The following is a 23,644-nucleotide window of genomic DNA, read 5'->3' on the forward strand; positions in this document are numbered from 1 at the left end:
TCGCAGCGGGGCGGCGAGCGGTCGGGCGGGGGCGGCTCCTCGTCCGAGCGGACCAAGGACGAGCTGTACGAGGAGGCGAAGAAGCGCGGTATCGAGGGCCGCTCGACGATGACGAAGCAGCAGCTCAAGAACGCACTCGGCCGCTGACCGCACCTCGTGCCGGGCTCCGGGCCGCCCGACGCCCCCCCGTCAGGGGCGCCCGGGGAGCGGGTGCTGAGGCTCCCCTGTGTGCAGGGGAGCCTCAGCCGCGAACGGACGGGACCGACGCGTCAGTCGGTGGAGAGGGCCTGGAGGAGGTCGCCGACCTGGGGGTCGGGAAGGGCGCGGGCGACGTCGGCCTGGGCGACGATGCCGACGAGCCGGTGGCCGTCGATGACGGGCAGCCGCCGTACCTTGTGCTCGCTCATGGTGCGCATGATCTCCTGCGCGTCGTCGTCGGCGCCGATGGTCACCGCCTCACCCTGGGCCAGTTCCCCGGCCTTGACCTGGGCGGGGTCCTTGCCGACGCCGAGGACCTTCACGACGATGTCGCGGTCGGTGAGCATGCCTTTGAGCCGGTCGTCCGTACCGCAGATCGGCAGGGCGCCGACCCCCATCTGTGTCATCTTCTTCGCGGCCTCGAGGACTGTCTCCTCGGCGCCGATGCACTCGGCGCCTTCCGTCATGATCTCGCGGGCTGTCGTCATCCGGATGCTCCCTTCGTAGGGGTGGTCGGGTCCCCGCCCGCTACGGGGCATCGCGGGCGGGGAGGTCGGCTGCCGCTCAGGTGTGGACGCGGCTGTTGAGGCCGTCGTGGCCGTCGGCGTGCTCCTCGTCGAACCAGTGGTCGTCGGCCGCGAGGTAGCGGAACGAGTGTGCGCTGTGGGCGGGCAGGGCGACGGTTGCCGCACGCGTGCCGTCACCGCGGGATTCCAGCGGATGCGCGGCGGGGTTCCAGTGGTTGAAGTCCCCGACGACACTGACCGGCCCGCCGGGAGTGTCCTCGGGCAGGATGAAGGTGACCTGGGTACGGCCCTTGACCCGCTTGCGTTCGAGCACGGAAGACTCCAGCGGAGGAGGAACGGGGAAACGAACCCGTGCATCCTCGCGCGTGCCCGAGCCCGGGGCAGCGGACGCGGCCGTCGGCGGGCGGGAGGTCACCCGGCCGGTCGACACCGTCGAAGATGCGCACCGCGAAGCGCCCTGCTGACGCGCGCTGATCAGCAGGAACGCCGGCTGGTGAAGGATCCGCGCCGCGGGGCAAATCCGTGACTGTCAGCAGGCGCGTACGAAAACCGGTAGGCCGGCGGATCGTGGGTAGAGGCCGCGCATGACTGCTATCGAAGGCCTCGCGGCCGAAGGTCAGGCCTCGCTCCTCCTGATGCTCGCCGGAGTGGTCCTGGTCCTCTTCCTGATCGGCGCCTTCTGGTACGGCAGCCGCCGCAGGCGCCGGGCGGCGCCGCCGGCCGGGCAGAACCCCCTCACACAGCGCCGCGAGGATGCCTGGCAGACCCCGCAGGAGCGCGCCCGCCGCCAGGAGGTTCAGGGCGATCCCCGCGGCTGACCGGACGCCGGGCGGCCGCAGCCGATCAACCGAGGAGGACGTGATGAGGCAGGCCGATGCCCTGCGGGGCCGCACCGCGGTGATCACCGGTGCCGCCCGCGGGATCGGCGCCGGCCTCGCACGCGAGCTGGCCGGACGCGGCATCCGCCTGGCGCTCCTCGGCCTCGAACGCGACGAGCTGGAGGCGGTCGCCCGCTCCCTACCGGTCGAAGCGTGCTGCTACGAGGTGGACGTCACCGACGACGCAGCCATGGACCGCACGGCCCGGGCGGTGGACCGGGTCTTCGGCGCCCCGTCCATCGTCATCGCCAACGCCGGTATCGCCGAAGGCGGTCCCTTCGCCACCTCGGACGCCGCGACGTGGCGGCGCGTCATCGAGGTGAACCTCGTCGGCAGCGCCGTCACCGCACGCTCCTTCGTGCCCGACCTGCTGTCCACGCACGGATACTTCCTGCAGATCGCCTCCACCGCCGCCTTCGGCTCGGCACCCATGATGAGCGCGTACTGCGCCTCGAAGGCCGGAGCGGAGTCGTTCGCCCAGTCCCTGCGCGCCGAACTCGCCCACCAGCGGGTCGCCGTGGGCGTCGCGTACGTGCACTGGACCGACACCGACATGATCCGAGATGCCGACCGCCACACCGTGCTGCGGGAACTGCGCGCACACATGCCGCCCGGAGCGCGGCGCACCTACCCGGTGGACAAGGTGGCTGCATGGCTGGCCCGCGGCGTCGACCGCCGCTCTCCCACCGTGTACGCCCCACCGTGGCTGCGCTCCGTGCAACCGTTGCGCCCCCTCCTGCCGCTCGTGGTGTCCGCGGTGTCCCGCCGAGCCCTGCCGCGCCTGGCCGAACGCGGCCCGGTGGAGCCGACCGGCTTGCTGGGCGCCGGAGGGCACGCCGACCGGCATGCGACGGGACCCGCGCAATCCTCCTGACCAGGCCCTCGACAAGCCCCGCTGGATAGGCCGGGGATGGTCAGCGGGCGTGACGCTGGATTCCACGCTGGCCGGGGATCTTGGTCACGCGGGGCGTGGCCGGGCGGCGGTGGGCGGCTCGCGGACGGCGGCCCGGGGCCGGGTTGTGCCGTGCCGGCGCGCTGGGCGCCACGACCAAGAGAGCGACGACGGCGAGGACCGCGACGAGGATGAGGACGGTAACGACGTTCATGTTCCTGCCTTCCGTCGGGTTCTGACTTCCTGTAGCTACTTGTTGTTACCGAAATGCTGCCTGCTAAACACAATGGGTGACGTTCTTCTTGTGGTGGCCGGTCTCTGTGGGACGCCTGCGCCTACCCGCAATGGTCACGGCCCCGATGAGGGTCGCGGTGTCAGCGACGTGCAACCAACTGAAGCGAATCGATGAGGCGTTGGAAACGACTCGGCACGCCGAGTCGGGGGCTCCCCGCTGCCTCGGGCGTGAAACAGCTGTCAGAGGCAGGGAGTCGGCGCGTTTCCCGTGCGGTCGTCTTGCGAGGATCGGAACGGGCCACGGGGCCCGGTGTTCCAGGGGAGGCAACCATGACAGCACGGATCAGTTCTTTCCACGATGATGCGGCGCGAACGCGCGTCCTGGCCGCCTACGACCGGGCGATGGCGTTCTGGCCTGAGCCGCGCGAGGACCAGGACGTCCCGACGCGCTTCGGCAGGACCCGCGTCTACGCGTACGGTGCGGGGGAGCGGACTCCGGTCGTGCTGCTGCACGGGCAGAGCGCGACCCCTGCCGAATGGGCGCCCCACGTCGCGGCGTTGGCTCAGGGAGGTCGGCGTGTGCTGGCAGTCGACCGGGTGGGTGAGCCCGGATACAGCTCGCAGAGCCTGCCGATCGGCAGTGCCGACGACACCGCCGCCTGGCTGGAGGAGGCCCTCGCCTGGCTGGGTCTGGAGCGCGTTCACCTGGTCGGGCATTCGTACGGCGGCTACGTGGCCCTGCAGCACGCGGTGCGTGCCTCGGAGCGGGTGGTGTCGGTGGCCGTCTACGAGCCGCCCCGGGCCCTTGCCCCGCTCAAGCCCGGATTTCTGCTGGGTGCCATCGCCGGCGCCTTGAGCGGGTCCGAGGGCTTCCAGCGTCGTTGGTTCACGCGCCTGATCGGTGAGACGGGCGTCGCCGCGGAAGAGGCCGAGGCGGGGACGCGGCTGTCTCTGGAGGCGATCAACGGCTTCCGCATCCGGCTTCCGCAGCCGCAGTCCATGAGCGATGACGAGCTGGGCTCGATCAAGGCGCCCACCCTGGTGCTGCTGGGCGGGGCCGACCGCGTCATGGATTCCCGCCGTGCGGAGGCTCGTGCGCGGCGCCTCATACCCGACGTACGGACCGAGGTGGTGGCCCATGCGGGGCACGGCATCCCCTTGGAGGCCTTCAACCGTCGCGTTCCGGAGTTCCATCAGGAGGTGGAGCTTTCCGGCGGTGCCTGACCTGCGGTGACGCCGAGGACGCGCGCGAGGGGAATCGCCTCCGGCGGTACGGTCCGCAGCCGCGGCCGGCGCGGATGGCCGGCTACGGCAGGCCGCCCGTCATTGAAGGACGGCAACGGCCCCTGGCGACCGCCGGGGGCCGTTGCCGTCCGACGGAGTGAGAGGCCCCGCAGTCTCGCCGCCCCCGCCGAACCGACGAAACGTCAGGTGACAAGGGCTGCGCTGCCGGCTGATGGCCCGCCTTCGCTGTCGGACCCCTGTGCCAGACTGCCGTCCATGTCTCTCGCCGAACTGACACTCGACCAATGGCGGTCCACCGGCCTGCCCACCGCACGCCGCATCGCCCAGCAGGCCGCCGCCTCAGTGGAAGGCCGCGTGGTGTCCGTCGAGACCGTCGACCACCTCGGTGCGCCGCTGCACCGGGTCCGGATCGAGCGTGCCGGTACGGAGTTCGCCCTGATACCCGGTGGCACGGTGGCCCTCGGGTTCGATCTCGACAGCTGGCGACCGACGCCCGAACAGATCGCCGACTACGCCGAGAGCCTGGAGGAAGGCTTCGCGTACGGCCCCGATCTGCGGGCCCACCTGGCCACCGTGCTCAGCCCGTACCGGACCGCCACCCTGCCCACCGTGCTCATGGCCGTGGAGGACGAAGCCCTGACCGAGCTGCCCGCCGACATGCCGGCAGTGCTCGGCGAGCGCGGCCTGCGCATGCCCTCCTGCGACGAGTGGGAGCACGCGTGCGGGGCGGGCGCGGGCACCCTCTTCCGGTGGGGCGACGAGTGCCCGCTCGACCGCATTCCCTACGGCGACGAGACCGGCCCGCACAGCCGACTCAGCGCCTTCGGCCTCCACATCGCCTACGACACCTACCGCACGGAGCTGACCAGCGACGTCACGGCGGTGCACGGGGGAGACGGCGGCGAGTCGGTGTGCGGCGGGTACGGCGCCCTCCTGGCCTGGCTCCCGCTGGCAACCGCCCACCGAAACCCCACCATGGCAGAGTTCGTCTACGGCCCGGAGGGTGAGGGCCTCTACGAGGACTTCTCCACCCGGCCCGTACTGCCGCTCTGAGCCGGTGCGCGCCGCCGAAAGCCGCCCGGACCGCCGGCCCCACGCCGCCCCATCCGACACCGGCTCCGGAATCGGCTAGCTCCGGTCGGGTTCTGGCAGCGCTCCGCCCGCCTCCGCCAGGAGGGCAAGCACCTTGCCCAGCTGCTCCCGCACCTGCGGATCGGTGATGGTTCCGTCCGCGCCGACGATCTGAGAGGTCACCGGAATCCGGACGCAGGCCGAGTCCACGATGTCGGCGCCCGTGTAGCCGAGCACCATCCGCAGCGTGTCCTCCGCACCCTGACCGCGCCCCGCGGCCGCCGCGTTCACCCAGGCCACGGGCTTGTCGCAGATCTCAGTGCCGCCGACCGTCCAGTCCAGCAGGTTCTTGAACGAGCCGGGCAGCGTGCCCGCGTACTCCGGAGTGCAGATCAGCAGCGCAGCCGCCTCGCTGATCGCCGCCCGCAGTTCGGCCACAGGAGCCGGTAGCGGATCGGTGTCGTCGTCAGGGTTGAAATGCGGAAGCGCAGCCAACCCTTCGTAGACGGTGGTGCGTATCCGTGAGGGGGCCACGGCCCGGGCGGTGCTCAGCACGGCCTCATTGGAGGAGCCGGCCCGAAGGCTTCCGGACAGCAAGAGGATCAGAGGTGGCGTCGACATCTTGTCACCCTACCGACCCCACTGCGCACGACGGTTGGGCTTTGCGGCATGCCCCGGCACGGCGTGACGGCGGGAGGGATTCCGGCGGTCCGGAAAATCGGTGGAGCGGGCCTCCCGCACGCCGTTACCGTGCTCCCGCCTCCAGTCACCACCCCGGGAAGGACGGACCCTTGTACACCACGTGAGATCCCCACCTGCTGATCCGTGCGCGTCGCACCCGTGCGCCGCGCTCCTTTTCGCTGCGGTCTTCTCACTGGAACAGGTGTGTTTCCATGTCCGAAAACTGGGTGGTAGTGCCCACCGGCCTGCCGATCGTCCTCCGCCGTTGCCAGGGATGCCCTTCCAGGAGCTTCCAGGTGAACGGCACCCTCCACGTCCACACGAACCACAAGCGCCTCGACGCCTGGTTCCTCCCGCTGTGCATCGAGTGCGGGGACACCGTCGAGCTCACCGCTCTGCGGGCAGCCGAACCGTTCCGGAACCCGGTCCTGCGGCGCCACGGCGTGGGTGGCTCGGGTCGAACCGGGCGGCCGGCCTGGCAGTCGCCGTACGGTCCGCCGCCGCACCGGGCGCGCCGCGGCCGGTGGGCGCCCGTGCCCGTGCCGGCCAGGTCCCGGCCCGCTGTGCGCCGCGGCCACCTGTGCGGCCGGTGCGAGTGATCGCCTGAGCCTCCGGCTTTCCGCGAACACACGTCGAGGGACTGCCGACACGAGGGAGCCTCGTGTCGGCAGTCCGCCTGAGAGCCGGGCCGGCCGTGGTGTGACGTAGGGTGATCGGCGCAGCGGTACGGCGGCACAGCGCTACCGCCCGACGAACGGCACCACGGGACGGGGACCCCTCACGATGAAACTCGGCGAAGCACTGGCGGAGCGCGCGGAGGCGGCTCGTCGCGTCGAACAGCTCCGGGCCCGCATCGTGGCCAACGCCCGCCACCAGGAGGGCGAGACCCCCGCCGAGGACCCGGCGGCGCTGCTCACCGAGGTCACCGAGACGCTCGACGCCCTGGAGTCCCTGATCCGGCGCATCAACCGGACCAACGCCGCCGTCGACATGGGCGCCGACGGCACCCTCACCGACGCCCTCGCCCGCCGCGACACCTTGCGCCTGCGCCACTCCGTGCTCACCTCGGCTGCCGACGCCGCCGCCGGCAGCGGAGAGCGCGGCTACGGCCGCCAGTTGCGCTCGGAGCTGATGGTGCTCCCCGCGCTACCCGTCGCCGAGCTGCGCGCCCGTGCCGACGATGCCGCCCGCGAGATCCGCGAGATCGACGTGCGCATCCAGCGCACGAACTGGGAGGCCGACCTCCTGGACTGAGACCCGCGATGTGGAGCAGGTAGTCCCTCCGGAGGCGTGCACAACCGAGGGCCGGCGGTTACCGGCCCGGCTGGCGCGCGGGGAGCAGCGCATCGGGTTCGACTCCCGAGACGACAGTGCAGCTCAGCAGCGTGACGAGTCACAGTGCATCGCGCACATTTCATCACCACGTGCAGATCCGGTCGTGACGAGGGCGGGTAAGGGGCATTCCGCATCGCAGGAAGGCGCCGGACCGGGAGCTCCCGGTCCGGCGCCGTTTTCGTACGGTCCGTCAAAAGCCCTGGTGGGCGGGGGTTTCCCGAAAGTTTCCCGTTTCCCGTTGCGGTGGGCCACTCGCGCTTCCTCGACACGGAGGGGTGTCGGGCCACAGTCTCGGAGTGCCGGTGGACGGCCGGTGCGTGGCTTGGTACGACGAGCACGCCGACGACTACCACGACGAGCACGGTGACCCGCGGGACACCTCGGCGGGGACGGGGGAACGGACATGGCGATGCGGAGAACGGTCGGGGCGGTGGTGGCGGCGGTGGCCCTCCTCGCCACCTGGGGAGGGGCCCACGGGACCCCGGCGGCTGCGGCACCGAAGGCGGCGGGGGCGTGCGATGTGCTCGCCCCCGGGGCCTCCGCGGAGGCGGAGGGGGCCGTACGGGCCGCATGCGAACAGATCGGCGTCTGGTACACCTGGGGCGGCGGCCACGGACCGCAGCCGGGGCCGACGTACGGTCAGGTCGACCCGAGCGACCCGGACAGCGCACACGACCCGGAGCGGCTGGGCTTCGACTGCTCGGGACTGGTCCGGTACGCCTACGCCCGGGCGGCCGGCGGGGACCCGCTGCCCGGCAACGCGTACCACCAGTTCAACTCGCCGCAGGTGAAGCAGCGTTTTACGGCCGCGCAGGGGACTGCGCCGCTGCTGCCGGGGGACCTGCTGGCCTGGGGGTCGGGGGGCTCCGTCCACCACATCGCGCTCTACCTGGGTGCGGGGAAGATGGTCGAGGCCCGGGAGTCGGGCACCCGGATCACCGTCAGCGACGTGCGGCTGGGCGGGGACTACGCCGGGGCGGTCCGCATCGCCGGGGCGGCGGCTCCCGGCACGTTCAGCACCTGGGGCACCGATGTGTGGACCCACAAGGAGCCGTCCACCACGAGCCCGCGCGTGCACCGGTTTCCCGGCCCGACCACGGTGCGCATCGAGTGCCAGAAGCACGCCGAACCGGTGACGGCGGAGGGCTACACCAACGACGCCTGGTCCTACCTGCCCGAGTACGGGGCGTGGATCACCAACATCTACATCAAGGGCGGCGCCTGGCTGGACGGCGTACGCATCTGCCCCTGAGAACCACCCGCACCCCTGATCACTCGTCACTCATCCCTCATCACCATCACCCGGCTCCCGAGGGAGCCCGTTTCGAGGAGGACGCATGTCCGCAAGCAGGAAGATCGCCCTGGGTCTCGCCACCGCCGCACTGGTGGGCGGCATGGCCACCGTGACCGGGCCCGCCGCGGCGACGCCCGCCACCGGGAAGAGCGCGGCCGCCGAATGCGGCGTCCGCGCCGACGGCAAGCTGTGGTGCGGCAACCGGGTCGGCGCCAAGGGCTACGAGCACCGCCGGTACAACTCCGCAGTGCGGGGGCCGCTGAACACGAGCCCCAGCTGGTTCCAGTGCTGGGGCCGCGGAGACCAGCACGCCGGCGGCAACAACGTCTGGTACTGGACCAAGCTGGACAACGGTCAGTGGGGCAACGTCGCGGCTGTGGACGTCCACACGTCGGTCGACCCCGCGCCGGGCCTGCGCGAGTGCTGACGCGCTGAGGGCCGCACCAGGGCCGCCACCTCCCCGCCAGGAGGTGGCGGCCCTCGTACGTCTCCGGCAGCCGGCGGCGACGCGGGATCTCCGCCCGGGCCTGCGTAGCCCGCCGCCCAAGGGGTACACGCGGCGTACTGCCAGCCAGTCGAGGAGGTTGCGCATGTCGGCGCACCCGAGCTCAGCCCACGCCGCGCAGATCCAGCCCGGCACGCTGCTGGGTGACCGGTACCGGCTCCGGGCCCTCATCGGTTCCGGTGGGACGGCGGACGTGTACCGGGGTGTCGACCACGTCCTGCGGCGCGAGGTCGCGGTCAAGGTCTTCCGTCCCGGAGCCGACACCGTCACGGCCGACCGCTTCTGCGACGAGGCGCAGATACTGGCGCGGCTCTCCCACCGCGCCCTGGTCACCGTGTACGACACCGGCCGCCACGAACAAGGGGCCTACATGGTCACCGAGTTGATATCCGGCACCACGCTGCGCACCCGCATCAGTGCCGGCCCCCTGGCCCCCGTCCATGTGATCCGGCTCGGCGCCGACATCGCGTCGGCCCTCGACCACGTACACGCGCACGGCATCATCCACCGGGACATCAAACCGTCCAACATCCTGCTCAGCGACGACGGCTCACCCTTCCTCGCCGACTTCGGGCTCTCCCGCGACGTCGACCACCAGTCCCGCAGCGAACCGGACATGCTCGTCGGGACCCTGCCCTACATGGCCCCCGAACAGCTCCTCGGTCACGGAGCGGGTCCGGCGAGCGACGTCTATGCGCTGGGCCTGACGCTGTTGGAAGCGCTCACCGGCGTCCGCGAGTACCTGGGTACGGCCGTCGAGGTGGGTGTTGCCCCGCTGCTGCGTCCCCCGCAGGTGCCCGAGTTCCTGCCCGCCGCTCTGGCACGGCTGCTGAAGGCGATGACCGACCAGGACCCGCGGGCCCGTCCCGACGCCGCCCGCATACACCTGACCCTTCGGGGCATCGGCGCAGCGCCCCACCCGGGCACGGTGCCGACACCGTCGCGTACCTCCGCCCCTACGAGCGCGACCCTGCACACCCATCGCGCGCCGGCCCCGCTCCACCGGGCCGCGAAGGGGCCGGGCGGCACGAGGCGTCGGGCCCGCCGCCGTACGACGGACGTGGCTCTGATGGCCGCGAGCGTCACCGGCGCAGCCCTGCTCCTCGTGGGGGCGACCGCGTCCCCTCTCGCCTCCACCGGCAGCAGGCCGACCACGCCCGAGGCGGCTGCGCGCCCGCCGCACACGCCCGCGACGACACCTGCCGACTCCACCGCACCCGTGGTCCCTGCCCCGCGCCCCCCTGCCCCGGCGGACGCAGCCCCCGATCACCCCTCCGCGGTGACTCCCGCCGATTGGGCACCACCGGCCGGCCTGCGTCCTGCGGGCAAGGACAAGGGGCGCAAGGCGAAGAACGACCGGAAGAAGTAGCACGAGAAGCCCCCGAGCCGGCAACCGCCTGCCGGCGCACCGAGGACAGCGCCAAGCAGGCGGCCCGGGAAGCGCCGTGCATGGCCGCCGCGGCGGCGGGTATCACCCCTCCGATACGCATGTGGCGTGGAAGCGGTCGAGAAACGAGGGGTGCCGGAAGTGATTCGTAAGCTGCAGGCGGTCGCGCTGGACTGCGCAGATCCCGTACGGCTCGCGCAGTTCTACGCGGACCTGCTCGGCGGCCGAGTGGTCGCGGACCCGAAAGATCCCGACTGGGTGGAGGTGCACGGGTTCGAGGGTACGCCGCTCGCCTGCCAGCGGGTGGAGGGCTACCGACCGCCCGAGTGGCCCAGCCGGCAGCACCCGCAGCAGCTCCATCTGGACTTCGACGTGGACGACCTCGAGGGGGAGGAGGAACGGGCGCTCGCACTCGGCGCGACCGTGCTGGAGCGGACGGACCAGCTCCGCCCGGAGGCCAACTGGCGGGTCTATGCGGACCCGGCCGGCCACCCGTTCTGCCTCTGCCTTCACTAGGACCCGCAAGGGCTGCGGTGACCGTGGTGGTGTGAGGGACGGTGGGGTCAGGTCACTCGCAGTGTGATGCTGATGGTCTTGCCGGCGGGATGGGTGCTGATGGTGACGCGTTGCGCGAGGCGCTGGACGAGAGGCCATCCGTAGCCGCCGGGGTGCTGGGGGCTCCCCGTGCGGGCGGCAGGCGGCCGGGGGTTGGCGTCGCTGACGGACAGGTGGAGGGTGCCGTCGGCGAGGTGGCTGCTCATGGCGGTGATGCCGCCGCCGTGCCGGATGGCGTTGGTGACGAGCTCGGAGGTCACCAGCAGGGCGTCGGCGGCGGCCACCCCGTCGAGGCTGATGCCACTCTGCTCCAACAGGCTGCTGACGCGGGTGCGGGCGCCGGCCGCGGTCAGGGGTGCCTCGGCGCCCGTACGGCCACGGGCCCGTGCGTGTCCGGATCCTGGTCCGGATCCGTGTCCGGATTCGTGTCCGGATCCAGGACCCGGGCCGCGGGTGCCGTCGGCTGCTGTCGGCGGACTCATACGGTCATCGCCTGCCCTCGGTCGCGCGGGCGATGCCGCCACACGCCGGTTCGGATGGTGGCGGGGGTCAGCATGTCATCGCGATCTCCAGGCTGTCCGCCACGCGCAAGGCGCGGTTGGCGCCGGTGATGTCGAACAGTCGGCTGACTGCGGTCCCCAAGGGGCCGGCGATGACGAACGCGGTTCCTGCCGCAGAGTGGATCTTCTGGCCGTCGAACAGAGCGTGCAGGATGGATGAATCCGCAAAGCCGGTACCGGACAGGTCGACCACCGTGCGGGCCGATCCGTTCCCTGCGGCTTCGACGAGGGCCTCGGTGAGGCGGGGGGCGCTCTCGTCGTCCAGGTGGCCGCGGACAGTGATGACGGTCACTCCCTCGTGCGTGGTCGCGGTGACCACCGGTTCATCTCCGATCACCCCGACATCTTCCTATACGGGCGAGCCCGGTTGACCCCCGGCGCCGGATTTCCCGCATCGCTTCGAGGGCGGTCGGGCCTCGTGGAGCCCTGGGGGCGCGGGATCCGTCGGGCGGCGATCACCGTGCCGGACTTCGCCGGCAGCGGCGGACCCGGTGCGGGCGGGCCCCGGCCGAACGGGCGGCGCCACGACAGGCCCGGCATGCGACCGGTTCCCCGGGGCATACGCGCCGGGAGGCGCCGCAGGGGCGAACGCCGCGACCACCCCGCCCCTGACTGCTTTTCAGCCGCACGTCGCACGGCCAGGCCTGAGGAGACGGTGTGATCGCCCTGTGTGGGTGAGGTGGTGGACGGGCGTGCGGGCGAGGCCGGGTTGCCAGAGCCCCGACGGTTGGAGGATGGTTGCCGTACGGCAAGGGTTTCCCTTCGATGCAGTGAGGTGAGGGGTTCGCGCAGCGGGCCTTCTATGTGTGCTGAATGACACCCAGGCAACATCCGCCCCGTCCGCGGTGGCTTTCCCGTGGACCGAGGCTCCCTATCCCGTCTTCGTTGCGGACTCGCAAGCGACCCTGCAGTTCGTCAACGAAGCGGCGGGCCTGGTCTTTCCCGACGCCCGCCCGGGCGCGGACATGAAGGGAGTCCTGCCCGGCTGGCTGATCTCAGCCCACAGGGACGTCATCCGCGTTCCTGCTCAAAGACCGGTGGCCGTACCACCGACGACCGTGCACGGCCCGGTCGACGACCGCACGTACGAGGCGCATCCGACCGCTGCCGAAGACGGCACGGTGGTGTGGTGGCTGGTCGATGACACCGATCACCGTCTGGCGCGCGAGGCGCTGCACATGGAGCGGGAGCGCACGGCATTCCTGACGCAGGCCTCGAACCTGCTGCTGTCGTCGCTGAACCTGGAGCGGTGCATGGACGTCACGGCGCAGATGGCGGCCGAGCACCTCGCGGATGCGGCGCTGGTGATCGCTCCGTCCCACGGCCGCGTCCTGCCGGTGGTGGCCTGCCTGCGCGGCGGGACGCCGTCGACATCGCATCTGTCCGTCGACCCCGCCCAGGTACCCGGCCTTGCGGAGGCCCTGCAAGGGTTCCCGCCGGTTCCGTCCCGCTGGATCGACCCCGCCACCGCGCCGGCCTGGCTGGTCCCCGACGGCTTCGGCACGGTGGGCTCGATCGTCGTCACCCCGTTGCCCGGCCACGGAGTGCCCGCCGGCGCCCTGGTGCTCCTGCGCCGTACGGGACAACAGGCGTTCACCGAGGGCGAGGAGGTCTTCGCCCGGCTGTTCGCGGCCCGCGCAGGAGCCGCGATGTCCGCCGCCCGCCTCTATGCGGAACAGGCGTCGATAACCGAGATCCTGATGCGGGAGCTCCTGCCCCCCACGCTGCGCCAGGTCTCCGGTGTGGACTATGCCGGCGGCTACCGACCGTCGAAGGACCACGAGCGGGTCGGCGGCGACTTCTACGACGTCCACCCCGCAGCCGTGGCGGGCGACGCGTCCCTGGTCGTCCTCGGTGACGTGTGCGGCAAGGGCCTGCAGGCCGCCGTCATGACGGGCAAGATCCGTACCACGATGCACGCGCTCCTGCCGATGGCGGACGACCACCACCGGATGCTGAGCCTGCTCAACACCTCACTGCTGAACACCGAAAACGCGCGCTTCGTCACGATGGTGCTGGCCTCGGCGTCCCGGGTCGGCAACTCCGTGGAGCTGCGGCTGACCAGCGCGGGTCACCCGGCCCCGTTCATCCTCCGCAGCGGCGGTCTGGTCGAGGAAGCCCCCACCCGGGGCACGCTCGTGGGCGTGCTCCCTCAGGTGGTCACCGAGACGGCAGAGGTGACGCTGGCCCCCGGCGACACCTGCCTCCTCTACACGGACGGCATCAGCGAGGCGCGCGGCGGCCCGATGGGCGACACCATGTTCGGCGAGGAGCGCCTGCGCCGGGCGCTGTTGGAGTGCGCGGGCATGCCCGCCGAGGCGGTGGTGGAGCGGGTCCAGATGCTCGCCTCCCAATGGGTGGGCACCGGAAAGCACGACGACATGGCGGTCGTCGTCATCGCCGCGCCCCGCACCAACCACCTCACGGCCGTGGACGGACACACCCGGGGCAGGTTCACCGCATGAACGCCACCACGCCCGCCCCGCCCGCCCCGGCCGGCACGCCCGTCGGCGCCCAGCCGCTGACCGACGCACTGTGGGAAGCAGTCCTCGGACTCGACGAGCCCGCCGCGATCACAGCCGTACTGCGCGCCCTGGACGGCGGTATGGACGCGGAGAGCGTGCTGCTCGATGCGATCGGCCGTGTCCAGGCCCGGGTGGGCGAGGAGTGGGCCGCCAACCGGATCACCGTCGCGCAGGAACACGCAGCGACAGCGATCAACGACCGGGCCATTGCCGCCCTCGCCCGGCACCCCTCCGCCCGGACGGCCCCGACACGCGGCCGCATCACGGTCACGTGCGTCGACGGGGAGTGGCACGCCCTGCCCGCGCGCCTGCTGGCGGAGGTCCTGCGGCTGCGCGGCTGGCACGTCGACTACCTCGGCGCGCAGGTGCCCACCCCCCACCTCATCGCGCATCTGCACCGCACCGGCCCGGACGCCGTGGCCCTGTCCGGTTCGATCCCCACCCGCCTGCCCACGGCACACGCGACGATCACCGCCTGCCAGGTCGTCGGCGTCCCCGTCCTGGTGGGCGGGGCCGCGTTCGGGCCGGACGGCCGGTACGCGCGCCTGCTCGGGGCGGACGCCTGGGCCGCCGACGCCCGCACCGCCGCCGACGACCTGGCCCGCGGCCCGCTGCCGCGGCCCCAGCCCGACCACCAGACCATCGACGACCTGCCCCACCTGACCGACCAGGAGTACACCCTCGTCGCCCGCACCCGCCCCGACCTCGTACGCGCGGTCTTCACCGGTCTGGAGGGCGAGTACCCGGCGATGCGCGGCTACACCGAACAGCAGCGCGAGCGCACCGCCGAAGACCTCGCCCACATCGTGGACTTCCTCGCCACCGCCCTCTACACCGGTGACCAGGCGCTGTTCTCGCGTTTCCTGCTGTGGACCGCCGACGTCCTGACCGCCCGCGGCGTCCCCGCCCAGTCCCTCCTCCCGGCCCTGGACCTCCTGGGCCGGGAGCTCAAGGACTTCCCCCGCGCGGCCGGCATGCTCCGCACCGGTGCCGCCGACCTGACCCGTACCCCCATGACCACATCCGGGATCGCCGAATGACCAACCTTCCCTTCAGCCCGCTCCACCTGACGCGCCTCGATACGCCGGACACCACCCGCCTCGAGCTGCACGGGGACCTCGACCACTACTGCGCCGAAGTGCTCCTGCAGGCGGTGGAGCGGGTGCTGGCCGACCAGGCGGGTCTGCGGGATCTGCACCTGCACTGCGCGGGGCTGACCGCGGTCGACTCCGTCGGGCTGTCGGCCCTGCTGATGATCCGCCGCCGCACCGGCGCGGCGCAGGTCCGGCTACACATCGAGAAGCGGCCGCTGCGACTGGACCGGCTCCTGGAACTCACCGGTACGCTGGACTACCTCACCACCCCGGAGGCTGGGGCGCAGCACACCTCCTCGACGCCGAAGCAGCGATCCGCCGCTTCCGAGGAAGCCATACCGGCCCGCCCCGGGACCACGGACAGCGTCTGACACGGAGCGCGCCGGCGCCACCCGCAACCTTGCGGAGAATCCAGATGTCGGCACCGGACCCCGCCGTCCACCGCACCGACGGCCGTGCCCCGGTTCCGGTCACCGCACTCGCCTCCGTCACGGAGCTGGTGGAACTCCTCGACGCCGTGTGGGAAAGCGCCCGCCAGAGCACTGGCACGGCCCCGATCCCGACCGCGCAACTCCGCCTCATGCACCTCGTGGACCGCCAGCCGGGGATCCGCATGCGCACCTTGTCCCAGCTCCTCGGAGCGGCAGCCCCCTCCGTCACACGGCTGTGCGATCGCCTGGAAACCGCCGGATACCTCGCCCGCCACCCCTCGCCCCACAGCGGCCGCGAACTCACCCTCCGGCTGACCCCGGCCGGGGCCTCCCACCTCGCTCAAATACGCCGACACCGCAGCCAGAGGCTTTCCCGCGTCCTCGACACCATGAGTGCCGAGCAGCGCAACGCGCTGATCACAGGCCTGACCGCTCTCTGCCAAGGCATCACGGGCACTGTCGACACCCCATGAGGGCGGCAGGACCGGAGGGGATCGGAGCGGAACGGATCCCGTTCGTCCCGGGCGGGACGTGGCCACGGCGCCGGCCCAGAGCCGCCTCCACGGCTGGCTCCTCCGTTCCGGACGTAGGACGAGCCTCGCACGATCCGTCCGACACGGCCCGAGGATCGCCAGGCCCCGGTCCGTGGCGGCGGATCCTTTCCCCAGTACGACTGATCCACCCGCACGGGTGGCCCCGGTGCACCACGCCCGTCAGGACCCGGCAGCCGCACCTATAAAGGGCCCGTCACGTTGATCGACTGATGGGTCCTCACCATGCTGCAGGCCGCTCTGCCCGTGCTCGCCGCTCTTTCCCTCCTGTCCGCCGCCGCTGTCGCCCCGGCAGCGGCATCCGCCGCCCCGGCCGCTGCCACCGCCGCCCCGTCCGCCGCGGCGTACGACCTGACCACCCCCTGCGGCCCGACGGTCGAATACCGGGCCTGGGACTGGTGGCGTACGACGACCACCCCGTCGATCGCCCGTCCCGTCGCCTCCGCCGCGGCGACCGAGCGCTGGCAGTGGCGTACGGACGTCAACGCCTTGTGGCGCGGTGACACCCGGGAGACGGTAGAGGAGATCTTCGAGACCGGCTTCACGCCGCGGGGCGAGCAGGTGACCCCGCTCGCGGAGTACATCGTCAAGGGCGGCGGCCAGAACAGCGCGCACCTCAGCACCAGCTGCGAGAAGTGGGTCGCCCAGAAGTTCGCCACCTACGGCAGTGCGAAGACGGGCTGGGTCTACGAGATGTACGCGCCCGGCGGGATCGACGTGAACGCCACCGCCCGCTTCAACAACTACGGCTCGCCCTACCTGTGGAACAAGGAGATCGACTTCCCCGGCGGGGTCAAGGGCCGCTACATCAAGGGCGCCTGCAAATTCAGGCTGACCCACACCGACCCGCAGACCAAGGTCAATACGTACGAGGAGCTCGGCTGCAAGGCCAATGCCGGCTTCGCGCCCCACGAGGCGGACGCCGACCTCGCCGCCGCCGGCCGCTGACGCACGGCGACGGCGCGACGTCACCTCCACCCGCGCCGTGCACGACGACCCGCCGCCTCGGCGGGGACGCCCTCGCCCGCACCGGCCGGCAGTGCGCGTACGGCTGTCCGGTGCGAGGTCCGGCGACCCCTGGTCGCATGCCCCGCAACGTCTCGCGCGACAGTTCCACCGCGGCCCGCACCGGCCGGCGGCCGTCGTCGGGTCCTATCCGCGCCGAGGGGCTCCGTCGTCCTTGAGGAGTGCGCAGGCGAAGTCCTCCTGGACCGTGCGGAGCCGGGCGAGGAGGGCGGGTTTGTTGCTCTTGCTCGTCTGGGTGTTGATGGAGAACGTCAGGGAGCGGGTGCCGTCGGGGGTGGTGGCGGCGAGCTGGGTGTAGCCGGGGAAGTTGCCGGTGTGGCCGTAGAGGACGCCGCAGCGGGTCGTGTACTGGAAGAGCGCGAGGCCGGCGGCGTTGGTGCCGGGGCCGGCCGGTTCGGAGGAGTCGCCGGGGCGGAAGGCGAGCTGTTCCTCGCGCGTCTCCTGCGACAACAGGGCGGGACCGCCGTACGCGCGGATGAAGGCGCCCAGCTCCCTGGGGGTGGAGACGATGCCGCCGGAGGCCCAGACCCCCGAGGTGCTGAGCGCCTCGCTGATGTCCTCGGGTTCGGCGGGCGGGTTGACGTCGTAGCCGTGCAGGAACGGGCTCGGGAGGCGGTAGCCCAGGGGCAGGCTGGTCCGGCGTAGCCCCAGGGGGCGGTACACGAGGTCCCGCAGGAGGTCTTCGTAGCGGCGGCCGGTCGCGGCTTCGGCCATGAGCGCGACGGCGATGTTGTCGGAGTTGGAGTACTCGTACAGGGTGCCGGGGCGGAAGAGCAGCGGCTCGTCCGCGACGAAGTCGAGGAGCCGGCGGGGGTCGAAGGCATGGCGGGGGTCGGCCTGCAGGATCCTGAGGAACTCGGGGTCGGCCGAGTAGTCGGGCAGGCCGCTGGTGTGCTGGAGGAGCTGGCGCAGGGTCACCGCGTGCCAGGCGGCGGGCTGGGCGGGCAGACGGCTGCCGATGGTGTCGTCGAGGGACAGGACCCCCTGGTCGACGAGCTGGAGCGCGACGGCCCCGCTGAACGCCTTCGCGATACTCGCGATGCGCATGTGGTCGTCGGGGTCCGGGCGGCGGCCGGTGGAGATGTCCCCGACGCCGGCGGTGTAGACCTGCGTCCGCTCGCCTCTGGTGAGCACGGCGATCACACCGGGCGGGCCATCGTCCTGGGCGACGAGCCGTTCGAGCTGCCGTTGGAGGCGTTCGTCGTGGTGCGGGCGTCCACCGGCGGGGCCCGGGTCCGCGCCGGCCGCCTGCGCGGAGGGGAGGAGCGCGCCGAGCGCGGCGGCGGTGACGGCGGCGGCGGACAGTCCGGTGCGGAAGCGGCGTACGGCGCGGGTGGGCACGAGTGTCTCCCGGTATGCGGCAGGCGGTCGGCAAGGCCGGTTGGTGCCCCCTGCCTAGCAGCCGGGCGTCGGTTCGGGCCCGCGGCGCGCGTGGTCGCGGCCGGTCAGCGGATACGGAGGTCCTCCGGCGCCGGGCGTGTCGCCCGTCGGTGCAGCGAACCAGGAGGCACGTGGCCGGCGGTCGCGAACGACGCGCGGTGCCGCCTCGCTTCAGCGGAGTGCACGGCGTGCCGAAGGCGGTCAGCCGAGGACGAGCGGGAAACGCACTCCCCATGCGCCCAGTGCGTCGGCTTCGGCGGCGGTCGGAGCGCGTCGCCCGGTGCCGACCAGCAGCGCATCCTCGTCGGAGAACGACGGCGGGTACGCCGTCCCCGCGATCCGCTCGAGCAGTGCGCGGGCCGCGGCGAGGCCCGCGGCGGGCGGCCGCGGCCGGTCGGGGAGGTGCGCGATGAGGTCGAGGTGGTGCAGCGTCCACTCCAGGACGTACGCGGACAGGTAGTCGCCGACGCTGAGGACCTGGCCCCGGGTGCCGACCCGGGCTGACGGGTCCGCGAGGGCAGCGGCGCGGCCCGCGGCGGAGCCGACGTCGTCGAGGTGGAACGTGAGCAGCCACGGCTCCCCGTACGCGGCGGCCAGGCGCACGGTCAGGGCGTCGAGCGGGTCCTGCGCGGCCGCCGGGGCTCCGCCGACCTCCCAGTAGGTCGCCGCGTCCCGGGTGGGCTCCGTGCCGGCGGGAGTGACGAGGGTGATCAGCACGTCCTGGGCATCGATGACGAGGTGGCACACCAGATCCCGTACGAGCCATCCGTCACAACCGGACGGCCGCGCGAAGTCCTCGTCACCGAGCCCGGCGACCGCCGCCCGTAACGCCGCCCACGAGGAGGAAAAGACGTCCACGCCACCACGCTAGCCCGTGGAGGCGGCGGCCGGGTACCCGGCCCGGTCGAAGGAGCGTACGAGCACAGGCAGACCGTCGGGAGTACGGGCGGGGGGCATTCGGGGGAGCGGGGCTGGAGGAACGGCGCGCGAGCGCGTCCCCGGGACGGGGCTGCGGGTATCGCCGGAGCAGCCGGGCCGACGTGAAGTTCCGCGTTCCGCCACCTCCACCGCCGGTCGGGTTCGCGGAGGCGGCGTCGTGGACAGAATCGGCTCATGTATTCCGTGAAGACCGCCCTGACGGCGGCCGCAGCGCTCCTCGCCTTCGCTGCCCCTGCCGTCGCCCTCCCCGCCGTTCCCGCCGGTCCAGCCGTTCCCGCCGGGCCGGCCGTTGCGGCCGACCGTACCGAGCCCGCCGCGGCGCGTCCGTGCGACGGGGCCCCGACCTGTTACGTCGACGTGACGGTGGCCCAGGTCTGGGTGAGCCCCGAGCAGGTCCGGCCCGTGGACGCTCCCGCGACCGCCAATCCCGCGGATATCCGCGGCTGGTTGGGGTCCATGACCCTGGACGAGCGACGTGACGTGGCCGGGGAGACGCAGGCGCTGCACGGCGCCGAGGTGACCGTCGACCGGACGATGTGGCACGGCGGCCTCCTTTGGGACCACGTCTGGGTCCACGGCCAGCCCACCCCCAGGGACGAGGCCGGACGAGGTGCCTACCCCGGTTGGATTCCCGACCGCCAGCTGACCTCCGACCACCGGCGCCCGCCCGGCAGTACGCACGAGGAACGGGTCCGGCGCGCCACGGCCCGGGGCTTCACCACCGCCGGGGCCGCCCTCTCGGGCGCCGGGTCGGGGCAGGCAGGGGAGTACTCGTACAACACCTCGTTCCCCGTGAAGGCCGGCCCGCTGCCCGGCGTCGTCACCGCCTACTCCGGCAGCGGTGCCCGGGTGTTCTTCCGAGCCGGTGACCTGGCGAGGGTGCCCGCGGCGCCGAGCGGCGAGGACGTGGTCGCCGCCGCACGCAGCTTCATGGGCCTGCCCTACCTGTGGTCGGGCACGTCCGGATTCGGCTACGACTGCTCCGGGTTGACCAGCCAGGTCTACTCCGCCCTCGGCGTGACGATCCCCCGGGACGCCCAGCCGCAGTTCGACGCGGGTGGCGGCCGGGCACCCGCCGGTTCGGCCGTCGGGGTGCGCGTCACCGACCCGAAGGACCTGAGGCCCGGCGACATCGTCGCCTTCCGCCCCGCGACCGGCACGGACGTCACCCACGTCGGCATCTACTCGGGGACGAGGAACGGCGAACCGATGATGATCAACGCGCCCCGCACCGGTGACGTGGTGAAGGAGGAACCCATCGGTTCCACCGGCCGTGTCTACGTGGGTGCCACCCGCTTCCTCACCCGTTGAGGTGGGCGCGGCGCCGTCCGACCCGGCCTCCTGTCCCCGGCTGTGGGCAGGCCGCCTCACGGTGGTGCGCCGCCGCCTTCGGTGCGGTGCACCATCCGGGAGAGCTCCGTCCGCGAGCGCACCCCCATCAGGGCGAAGACGTTGCGCAGGTGGTGGTCGACCGTCCGGGGGCTGACCGAGAGGATCAGGGCCACCTCCCGGTTGGTCGCGCCCTCGGCGACGCAGCGCGCGATGCGCAGTTGCTGCGGGGTCAGCCGGCCCAGACCACCCGCCGGCACCGGGGCCGGGGCGTCACCGGTGGCCCGCAGTTCGGCACGGGTTTGCTCGGCCCAGGCCGGGGCCCCGCAGCGCTCGAAGGCGACCAGCGCGTCCCGCAGCCGGTTCCTGGCCTCCGCCGGACGGCGTCGGCGGCGCAGCCACTTTCCGTACAGCAACTGGGTGCGGGCACGCTCGAAGTCGCCGTGCGCCGTCTCGTGCCGGCTCAGGGCCAGGGCGTAGAGGGCGTCGGCCGTGTCGTCCGGCGGGGCGGCCAGGGCGCGGCACCGGGCCAGCTGCGCCGGGGCCTGCGGGTCGGCGCCCTGGGCCGCCCACCGGGCGAACTCCTCGACCGCCGCCCGCGCTTCCGCCGAAGCTCCGGACATCACGGCGGCTTCGACGAAGCAGGGCAGGGCGAGCATGCGGACGGCGAAGTGGCCGCGCCCGGGACCCGGCCGGGTCAGCGGGCCGAGGCGGGCGGCCGCCTCGAGGGGCCGGCCGCGGCACAGGTCCGCACGCGCCAGGGCCCATTCGGCCAGGGTGACGGCCTGGAGGAGCCCGTGCGGGCGGGCGATCTCCAGGGTGGCGCGGGCGTGTGCGGCGACGGCGGCCGCGTCGTCCTCGACGGAGGCGACCAGTGCCAGGATCGCGTGCTGACTCGCGGCGACGTTGCGCTGGCCCGCCCGGTGGGCCGCGCGCAGGCCTTCCTGCGCGTGGGTCCGGGCCCGCGCGTGCTGGCCGGCGCGGAGCTCGGCGTACGCGAGGTGTTCGAGGATCCGGGGGGTGAGAGCGGCCAGTCCCTTCGATCGCGAGGCGGCCAGGGCCCGGGCGTTGATCCGGCACGCCGCCGGGATGTCCCCCAGCACCAGCGCGGCGACACCGGCCCGCACCAGGCGGGTGGGGTCGTCGTCGTGGCGCGCACGGTCGAGCACCCGGCGCAGCGGCTGCGCGGCCTCGGTCAGATGTCCGTCGAGCGCCGTGCGCAGTCCCGTTCGGTAGTCCCGCCCCGGATCGCGGGAGGGTGAGGGGAAAGGGGCCGGGGGGTCCGGCTCGGGCCGTGAGAACGTCTCGTGCAGGGCCGGAGCGAGTGGATCGGCCGGCGGCGGCGCACCGGCTACGGCGGGGTCCTGGGCGTGCGCCGGGAGGGGGAGGGGTACGTCGGCGAGGGCCGCGAGGCAGGCGTGGGCGTCACCCGCGGCCCACGCCGCGTCGACCGCCTCCATCCTGGCTTCCAGGGCTGCCTCGGCGTCGAGGGCGTCGAGTCGCTCCGCGGCCATGAGCAGCGCCTGGTAGGCGTCGCCGACGGGTCCGTCCCCGAGGCCGAGGCTGCCCCGGACGAGTTCCGTGCGGCCGTGCACCGTCTCCGGCAAGGCACCGGGCCGGGTTGCCGCCAGCAGTCGGCGCGCCCTGCGGGGTCGTCCGGCCATGCGGGCGTAGTCGGCCGCGGCGGTCAGGCGTACCGTACGGATGCCCTCGTGGGCGGTGAGTTCGGCGGCGCGGGAAAGTGCGGCAGAGCGCTCCATCGTGGACGTGGGCGTGTCGGGGGCGGCCGCGGCGACCAGTGCGGCGGCGAGAGCGGCATCGGGGCCTTGCGCGGCCAGGGCGAGGTGGAGCAGGTGGCGCAGCAGGTACCGGTCGGGGTCGATGGCCGAGGCGAGCAGGGCGTGGGCCGCCCGGCGCTGTGACGACGGCACACCGGTGTAGGCCGTCCGCCGGAGCAGGGAGCTGGCGAAGGTGAGGCGATCGCCCGCGTGGTAGACCAGTCTCGCCGCCTCGGCGGGGTCCAGCGCGGCCGGGTCCAGGCCGGCCTCGCGGGCGGCGCGCAGGACCAGGGAGGCGTCCGCGCCTTCCGCCGCCGGGTCGGGTGCGTGCGCGGCTGCCGCCAGGAGCAGGAGCTGCCGCGTGGGGGACGGCAGCGGGGCGAAGCGGCCGCCGAAGGTGGCCCACAGGGTGCCGCCGTCCACCAGGGGGCGGGGCAGCGGACGGTGGCCGCCGAGTTCGTCCGGCGTCAGGCGCTGGGCGAGGGCTGCCAGGACGGCGGGGTTGCCTTCGGCTTCGGACAGCAGCTCCGACCGTACGGACGGATCCACGCCCGCAGCGGCGAGATCGTGGAGCAGGCCGGCCGCCGCGCAGTCGTCGAGGGGGCCGAGACGGACCACGGGCAGTCCCGCCCAGTCGGGCTCGTCCGCCCGGTGCTCCGCTGTCGACAGCAGGAGCCCGATCGGGCGATCGGGGTCGGGGTGACGTGCGGCGGAGGCCAGGACGGCACGCGAGGGCGCGTCCCACAGGTGTACGTCGTCCACGCAGACGAGCAGCGGCCCTTCCCCGGGGACGTACGGCCGCAGCAACCGGGGCAGGCCGGCTGTCCGCGAGCCCGCTCCGCAGGCGGACGGCGGGGGCGGGGGCGAAGGCGAGGGCGAGGGCGAAGGCGAAGGCGAGGGCGGGTGCGATGGCGCCGCGCCCCCGCCCTCGGCTGCCGCCCGCAGCAGCGCGTGCATGCCGTCGTACGGACGGGGGAGGGCGACGAGGGGCGGGGGGCTCAGGACGGGCCCGAGCGTGAACTCGCGGGCGGCTCCGGCCAGAAGAGCGCTCCGGCCCAGTCCTGGCTCAGCCGCGAGGAGGAGCGCCCCACCGCGTCCGGACCGGAGCTGGGCCCACAGCGCTTCGACTGCTGCTCTCTCGGTCGTCCGGCCGTATATCCGGCGAGGACGTCCCACGGTCGTCTGTCCGGTCACGCCGGTGAGGTTACTGCGGTGTAAACAGCGGCGGA

At 73.0% G+C, this 23,644-nt stretch carries 26 protein-coding genes; 17 read left to right on the forward strand and 9 right to left on the reverse strand.

What is annotated here, in order from left to right; all coding sequences use genetic code 11:
* Window positions 1-147, forward strand: a 147-nt coding sequence (locus tag AB0D44_RS08175) for a Rho termination factor N-terminal domain-containing protein (RefSeq protein ID WP_362586581.1), incomplete at its 5' end; no start/stop codon positions are given.
* 122 nt (window positions 148-269) lie between these two features.
* Here the strand turns inward: AB0D44_RS08175 and AB0D44_RS08180 are convergent.
* The gene (locus AB0D44_RS08180) at window positions 270-686 is read right to left on the reverse strand and encodes a CBS domain-containing protein (RefSeq protein WP_362586215.1); all 417 of its coding nucleotides are present in this window, start codon (window positions 684-686) and stop codon (window positions 270-272) included.
* A 76-nt stretch (window positions 687-762) separates the two neighbouring features.
* Window positions 763-1,038, reverse strand: a complete 276-nt coding sequence (locus AB0D44_RS08185) for an isoamylase early set domain-containing protein (protein WP_362586218.1) — start codon at window positions 1,036-1,038, stop codon at window positions 763-765.
* A 271-nt stretch (window positions 1,039-1,309) separates the two neighbouring features.
* On the opposite strand from AB0D44_RS08185, the gene AB0D44_RS08190 reads away from it, so the two are divergent.
* Together AB0D44_RS08190 and AB0D44_RS08195 are read left to right on the forward strand one after the other, a co-directional pair.
* Entirely contained in the window at window positions 1,310-1,543 is a 234-nt protein-coding gene (locus tag AB0D44_RS08190) for a DUF6479 family protein (protein WP_362586220.1), read from the forward strand.
* A gap of 43 nt (window positions 1,544-1,586) precedes the next feature.
* Window positions 1,587-2,477 carry an SDR family oxidoreductase gene (locus AB0D44_RS08195; RefSeq protein WP_362586223.1) on the forward strand — a complete coding sequence of 297 codons (891 nt, stop codon included), beginning with the start codon at window positions 1,587-1,589 and terminating at the stop codon, window positions 2,475-2,477.
* 40 nt (window positions 2,478-2,517) lie between these two features.
* On the opposite strand, the gene AB0D44_RS08200 is transcribed toward AB0D44_RS08195, so the two are convergent.
* On the reverse strand, window positions 2,518-2,709 hold the full coding sequence (locus tag AB0D44_RS08200) for a hypothetical protein (RefSeq protein WP_362586226.1): 192 nt from the start codon (window positions 2,707-2,709) through the stop codon (window positions 2,518-2,520).
* A gap of 350 nt (window positions 2,710-3,059) precedes the next feature.
* Here AB0D44_RS08200 and AB0D44_RS08205 point away from each other — a divergent pair, with 350 nt between their 5' ends.
* Window positions 3,060-3,953: an alpha/beta fold hydrolase gene (locus tag AB0D44_RS08205; protein ID WP_362586229.1), complete on the forward strand. Its 894-nt coding sequence runs from the start codon at window positions 3,060-3,062 to the stop codon at window positions 3,951-3,953.
* Window positions 3,954-4,229: 276 nt separating this feature from the next.
* Window positions 4,230-5,027: a hypothetical protein gene (locus tag AB0D44_RS08210; protein WP_362586232.1), complete on the forward strand. Its 798-nt coding sequence runs from the start codon at window positions 4,230-4,232 to the stop codon at window positions 5,025-5,027.
* Between the two features lie 75 nt (window positions 5,028-5,102).
* On the opposite strand, the gene AB0D44_RS08215 is transcribed toward AB0D44_RS08210, so the two are convergent.
* Window positions 5,103-5,666, reverse strand: coding sequence for an NADPH-dependent FMN reductase (locus tag AB0D44_RS08215; protein WP_362586235.1), 564 nt, complete (start codon window positions 5,664-5,666; stop codon window positions 5,103-5,105).
* Window positions 5,667-6,022: 356 nt separating this feature from the next.
* Here AB0D44_RS08215 and AB0D44_RS08220 point away from each other — a divergent pair, with 356 nt between their 5' ends.
* The 6 genes from AB0D44_RS08220 (at window position 6,023) to AB0D44_RS08245 (ending at window position 10,763) form a co-directional block, all read left to right on the forward strand.
* Window positions 6,023-6,325, forward strand: coding sequence for a hypothetical protein (locus AB0D44_RS08220; RefSeq protein WP_362586238.1), 303 nt, complete (start codon window positions 6,023-6,025; stop codon window positions 6,323-6,325).
* Window positions 6,326-6,509: 184 nt separating this feature from the next.
* A complete protein-coding gene (locus AB0D44_RS08225) occupies window positions 6,510-6,980 on the forward strand; it encodes a DIP1984 family protein (RefSeq protein ID WP_362586241.1) in 471 nt (156 codons plus the stop codon).
* 484 nt (window positions 6,981-7,464) lie between these two features.
* The gene (locus AB0D44_RS08230; RefSeq protein ID WP_362586244.1) at window positions 7,465-8,313 is read left to right on the forward strand and encodes an NlpC/P60 family protein; all 849 of its coding nucleotides are present in this window, start codon (window positions 7,465-7,467) and stop codon (window positions 8,311-8,313) included.
* Window positions 8,314-8,398: 85 nt separating this feature from the next.
* A complete protein-coding gene (locus tag AB0D44_RS08235) occupies window positions 8,399-8,782 on the forward strand; it encodes a hypothetical protein (RefSeq protein WP_362586247.1) in 384 nt (127 codons plus the stop codon).
* A gap of 163 nt (window positions 8,783-8,945) precedes the next feature.
* Window positions 8,946-10,229 (forward strand): serine/threonine-protein kinase, encoded by a 1,284-nt coding sequence (locus AB0D44_RS08240; protein ID WP_362586250.1) that lies wholly within the window; start codon window positions 8,946-8,948, stop codon window positions 10,227-10,229.
* A gap of 159 nt (window positions 10,230-10,388) precedes the next feature.
* Entirely contained in the window at window positions 10,389-10,763 is a 375-nt protein-coding gene (locus AB0D44_RS08245; RefSeq protein ID WP_362586253.1) for a VOC family protein, read from the forward strand.
* Window positions 10,764-10,810: 47 nt separating this feature from the next.
* On the opposite strand, the gene AB0D44_RS08250 is transcribed toward AB0D44_RS08245, so the two are convergent.
* Complete coding sequence (locus tag AB0D44_RS08250) at window positions 10,811-11,155, reverse strand: ATP-binding protein (protein ID WP_362586584.1); 345 nt, start codon at window positions 11,153-11,155, stop codon at window positions 10,811-10,813.
* A gap of 196 nt (window positions 11,156-11,351) precedes the next feature.
* Entirely contained in the window at window positions 11,352-11,681 is a 330-nt protein-coding gene (locus tag AB0D44_RS08255; RefSeq protein ID WP_362586256.1) for an STAS domain-containing protein, read from the reverse strand.
* A 490-nt stretch (window positions 11,682-12,171) separates the two neighbouring features.
* Between AB0D44_RS08255 and AB0D44_RS08260 the strand changes: the two genes are divergently transcribed.
* From AB0D44_RS08260 to AB0D44_RS08280, 5 genes are all read left to right on the forward strand, one after another.
* Window positions 12,172-13,827: a PP2C family protein-serine/threonine phosphatase gene (locus AB0D44_RS08260; RefSeq protein WP_362586587.1), complete on the forward strand. Its 1,656-nt coding sequence runs from the start codon at window positions 12,172-12,174 to the stop codon at window positions 13,825-13,827.
* The gene (locus AB0D44_RS08265; protein ID WP_362586259.1) at window positions 13,824-14,927 is read left to right on the forward strand and encodes a cobalamin B12-binding domain-containing protein; all 1,104 of its coding nucleotides are present in this window, start codon (window positions 13,824-13,826) and stop codon (window positions 14,925-14,927) included. Before AB0D44_RS08260 ends, AB0D44_RS08265 begins: the two co-directional genes overlap by 4 nt.
* Window positions 14,924-15,352, forward strand: a complete 429-nt coding sequence (locus AB0D44_RS08270) for an STAS domain-containing protein (protein ID WP_362586262.1) — start codon at window positions 14,924-14,926, stop codon at window positions 15,350-15,352. The genes AB0D44_RS08265 and AB0D44_RS08270 overlap by 4 nt, the downstream gene beginning before the upstream one ends.
* A 44-nt stretch (window positions 15,353-15,396) precedes the next feature.
* Window positions 15,397-15,885, forward strand: coding sequence for a MarR family transcriptional regulator (locus AB0D44_RS08275; RefSeq protein WP_362586265.1), 489 nt, complete (start codon window positions 15,397-15,399; stop codon window positions 15,883-15,885).
* A gap of 303 nt (window positions 15,886-16,188) precedes the next feature.
* Window positions 16,189-16,911, forward strand: a complete 723-nt coding sequence (locus AB0D44_RS08280) for a hypothetical protein (RefSeq protein WP_362586268.1) — start codon at window positions 16,189-16,191, stop codon at window positions 16,909-16,911.
* Window positions 16,912-17,115: 204 nt separating this feature from the next.
* Here AB0D44_RS08280 and AB0D44_RS08285 read toward each other — a convergent pair whose 3' ends face one another.
* Window positions 17,116-18,330: a serine hydrolase domain-containing protein gene (locus AB0D44_RS08285; RefSeq protein ID WP_362586271.1), complete on the reverse strand. Its 1,215-nt coding sequence runs from the start codon at window positions 18,328-18,330 to the stop codon at window positions 17,116-17,118.
* Window positions 18,331-18,570: 240 nt separating this feature from the next.
* Window positions 18,571-19,227 carry a maleylpyruvate isomerase N-terminal domain-containing protein gene (locus AB0D44_RS08290; RefSeq protein WP_362586274.1) on the reverse strand — a complete coding sequence of 219 codons (657 nt, stop codon included), beginning with the start codon at window positions 19,225-19,227 and terminating at the stop codon, window positions 18,571-18,573.
* A gap of 255 nt (window positions 19,228-19,482) precedes the next feature.
* On the opposite strand from AB0D44_RS08290, the gene AB0D44_RS08295 reads away from it, so the two are divergent.
* On the forward strand, window positions 19,483-20,619 hold the full coding sequence (locus AB0D44_RS08295) for a C40 family peptidase (RefSeq protein ID WP_362586277.1): 1,137 nt from the start codon (window positions 19,483-19,485) through the stop codon (window positions 20,617-20,619).
* A 56-nt stretch (window positions 20,620-20,675) separates the two neighbouring features.
* On the opposite strand, the gene AB0D44_RS08300 is transcribed toward AB0D44_RS08295, so the two are convergent.
* Window positions 20,676-23,609: a LuxR C-terminal-related transcriptional regulator gene (locus tag AB0D44_RS08300; protein ID WP_362586280.1), complete on the reverse strand. Its 2,934-nt coding sequence runs from the start codon at window positions 23,607-23,609 to the stop codon at window positions 20,676-20,678.
* Between the last annotated feature and the right edge of the window lie 35 nt (window positions 23,610-23,644).

The organism is Streptomyces sp. NPDC048349 (genome assembly GCF_040651925.1).
Lineage (GTDB): Bacteria > Actinomycetota > Actinomycetes > Streptomycetales > Streptomycetaceae > Streptomyces.

Excerpts from the sequence above, each read along its gene's own strand:
- AB0D44_RS08180 (WP_362586215.1), bottom strand. The coding sequence starts at position 686 with ATGACGACAGCCCGCGAGATCATGACGGAAGGCGCCGAGTGCATCGGC.
- AB0D44_RS08190 (WP_362586220.1), top strand. The coding sequence starts at position 1,310 with ATGACTGCTATCGAAGGCCTCGCGGCCGAAGGTCAGGCCTCGCTCCTC.
- AB0D44_RS08195 (WP_362586223.1), top strand. The coding sequence starts at position 1,587 with ATGAGGCAGGCCGATGCCCTGCGGGGCCGCACCGCGGTGATCACCGGT.
- AB0D44_RS08200 (WP_362586226.1), bottom strand. The coding sequence starts at position 2,709 with ATGAACGTCGTTACCGTCCTCATCCTCGTCGCGGTCCTCGCCGTCGTC.
- AB0D44_RS08205 (WP_362586229.1), top strand. The coding sequence starts at position 3,060 with ATGACAGCACGGATCAGTTCTTTCCACGATGATGCGGCGCGAACGCGC.
- AB0D44_RS08210 (WP_362586232.1), top strand. The coding sequence starts at position 4,230 with ATGTCTCTCGCCGAACTGACACTCGACCAATGGCGGTCCACCGGCCTG.
- AB0D44_RS08215 (WP_362586235.1), bottom strand. The coding sequence starts at position 5,666 with ATGTCGACGCCACCTCTGATCCTCTTGCTGTCCGGAAGCCTTCGGGCC.
- AB0D44_RS08225 (WP_362586241.1), top strand. The coding sequence starts at position 6,510 with ATGAAACTCGGCGAAGCACTGGCGGAGCGCGCGGAGGCGGCTCGTCGC.
- AB0D44_RS08230 (WP_362586244.1), top strand. The coding sequence starts at position 7,465 with ATGGCGATGCGGAGAACGGTCGGGGCGGTGGTGGCGGCGGTGGCCCTC.
- AB0D44_RS08235 (WP_362586247.1), top strand. The coding sequence starts at position 8,399 with ATGTCCGCAAGCAGGAAGATCGCCCTGGGTCTCGCCACCGCCGCACTG.
- AB0D44_RS08240 (WP_362586250.1), top strand. The coding sequence starts at position 8,946 with ATGTCGGCGCACCCGAGCTCAGCCCACGCCGCGCAGATCCAGCCCGGC.
- AB0D44_RS08265 (WP_362586259.1), top strand. The coding sequence starts at position 13,824 with ATGAACGCCACCACGCCCGCCCCGCCCGCCCCGGCCGGCACGCCCGTC.
- AB0D44_RS08270 (WP_362586262.1), top strand. The coding sequence starts at position 14,924 with ATGACCAACCTTCCCTTCAGCCCGCTCCACCTGACGCGCCTCGATACG.
- AB0D44_RS08275 (WP_362586265.1), top strand. The coding sequence starts at position 15,397 with ATGTCGGCACCGGACCCCGCCGTCCACCGCACCGACGGCCGTGCCCCG.
- AB0D44_RS08280 (WP_362586268.1), top strand. The coding sequence starts at position 16,189 with ATGCTGCAGGCCGCTCTGCCCGTGCTCGCCGCTCTTTCCCTCCTGTCC.
- AB0D44_RS08295 (WP_362586277.1), top strand. The coding sequence starts at position 19,483 with ATGTATTCCGTGAAGACCGCCCTGACGGCGGCCGCAGCGCTCCTCGCC.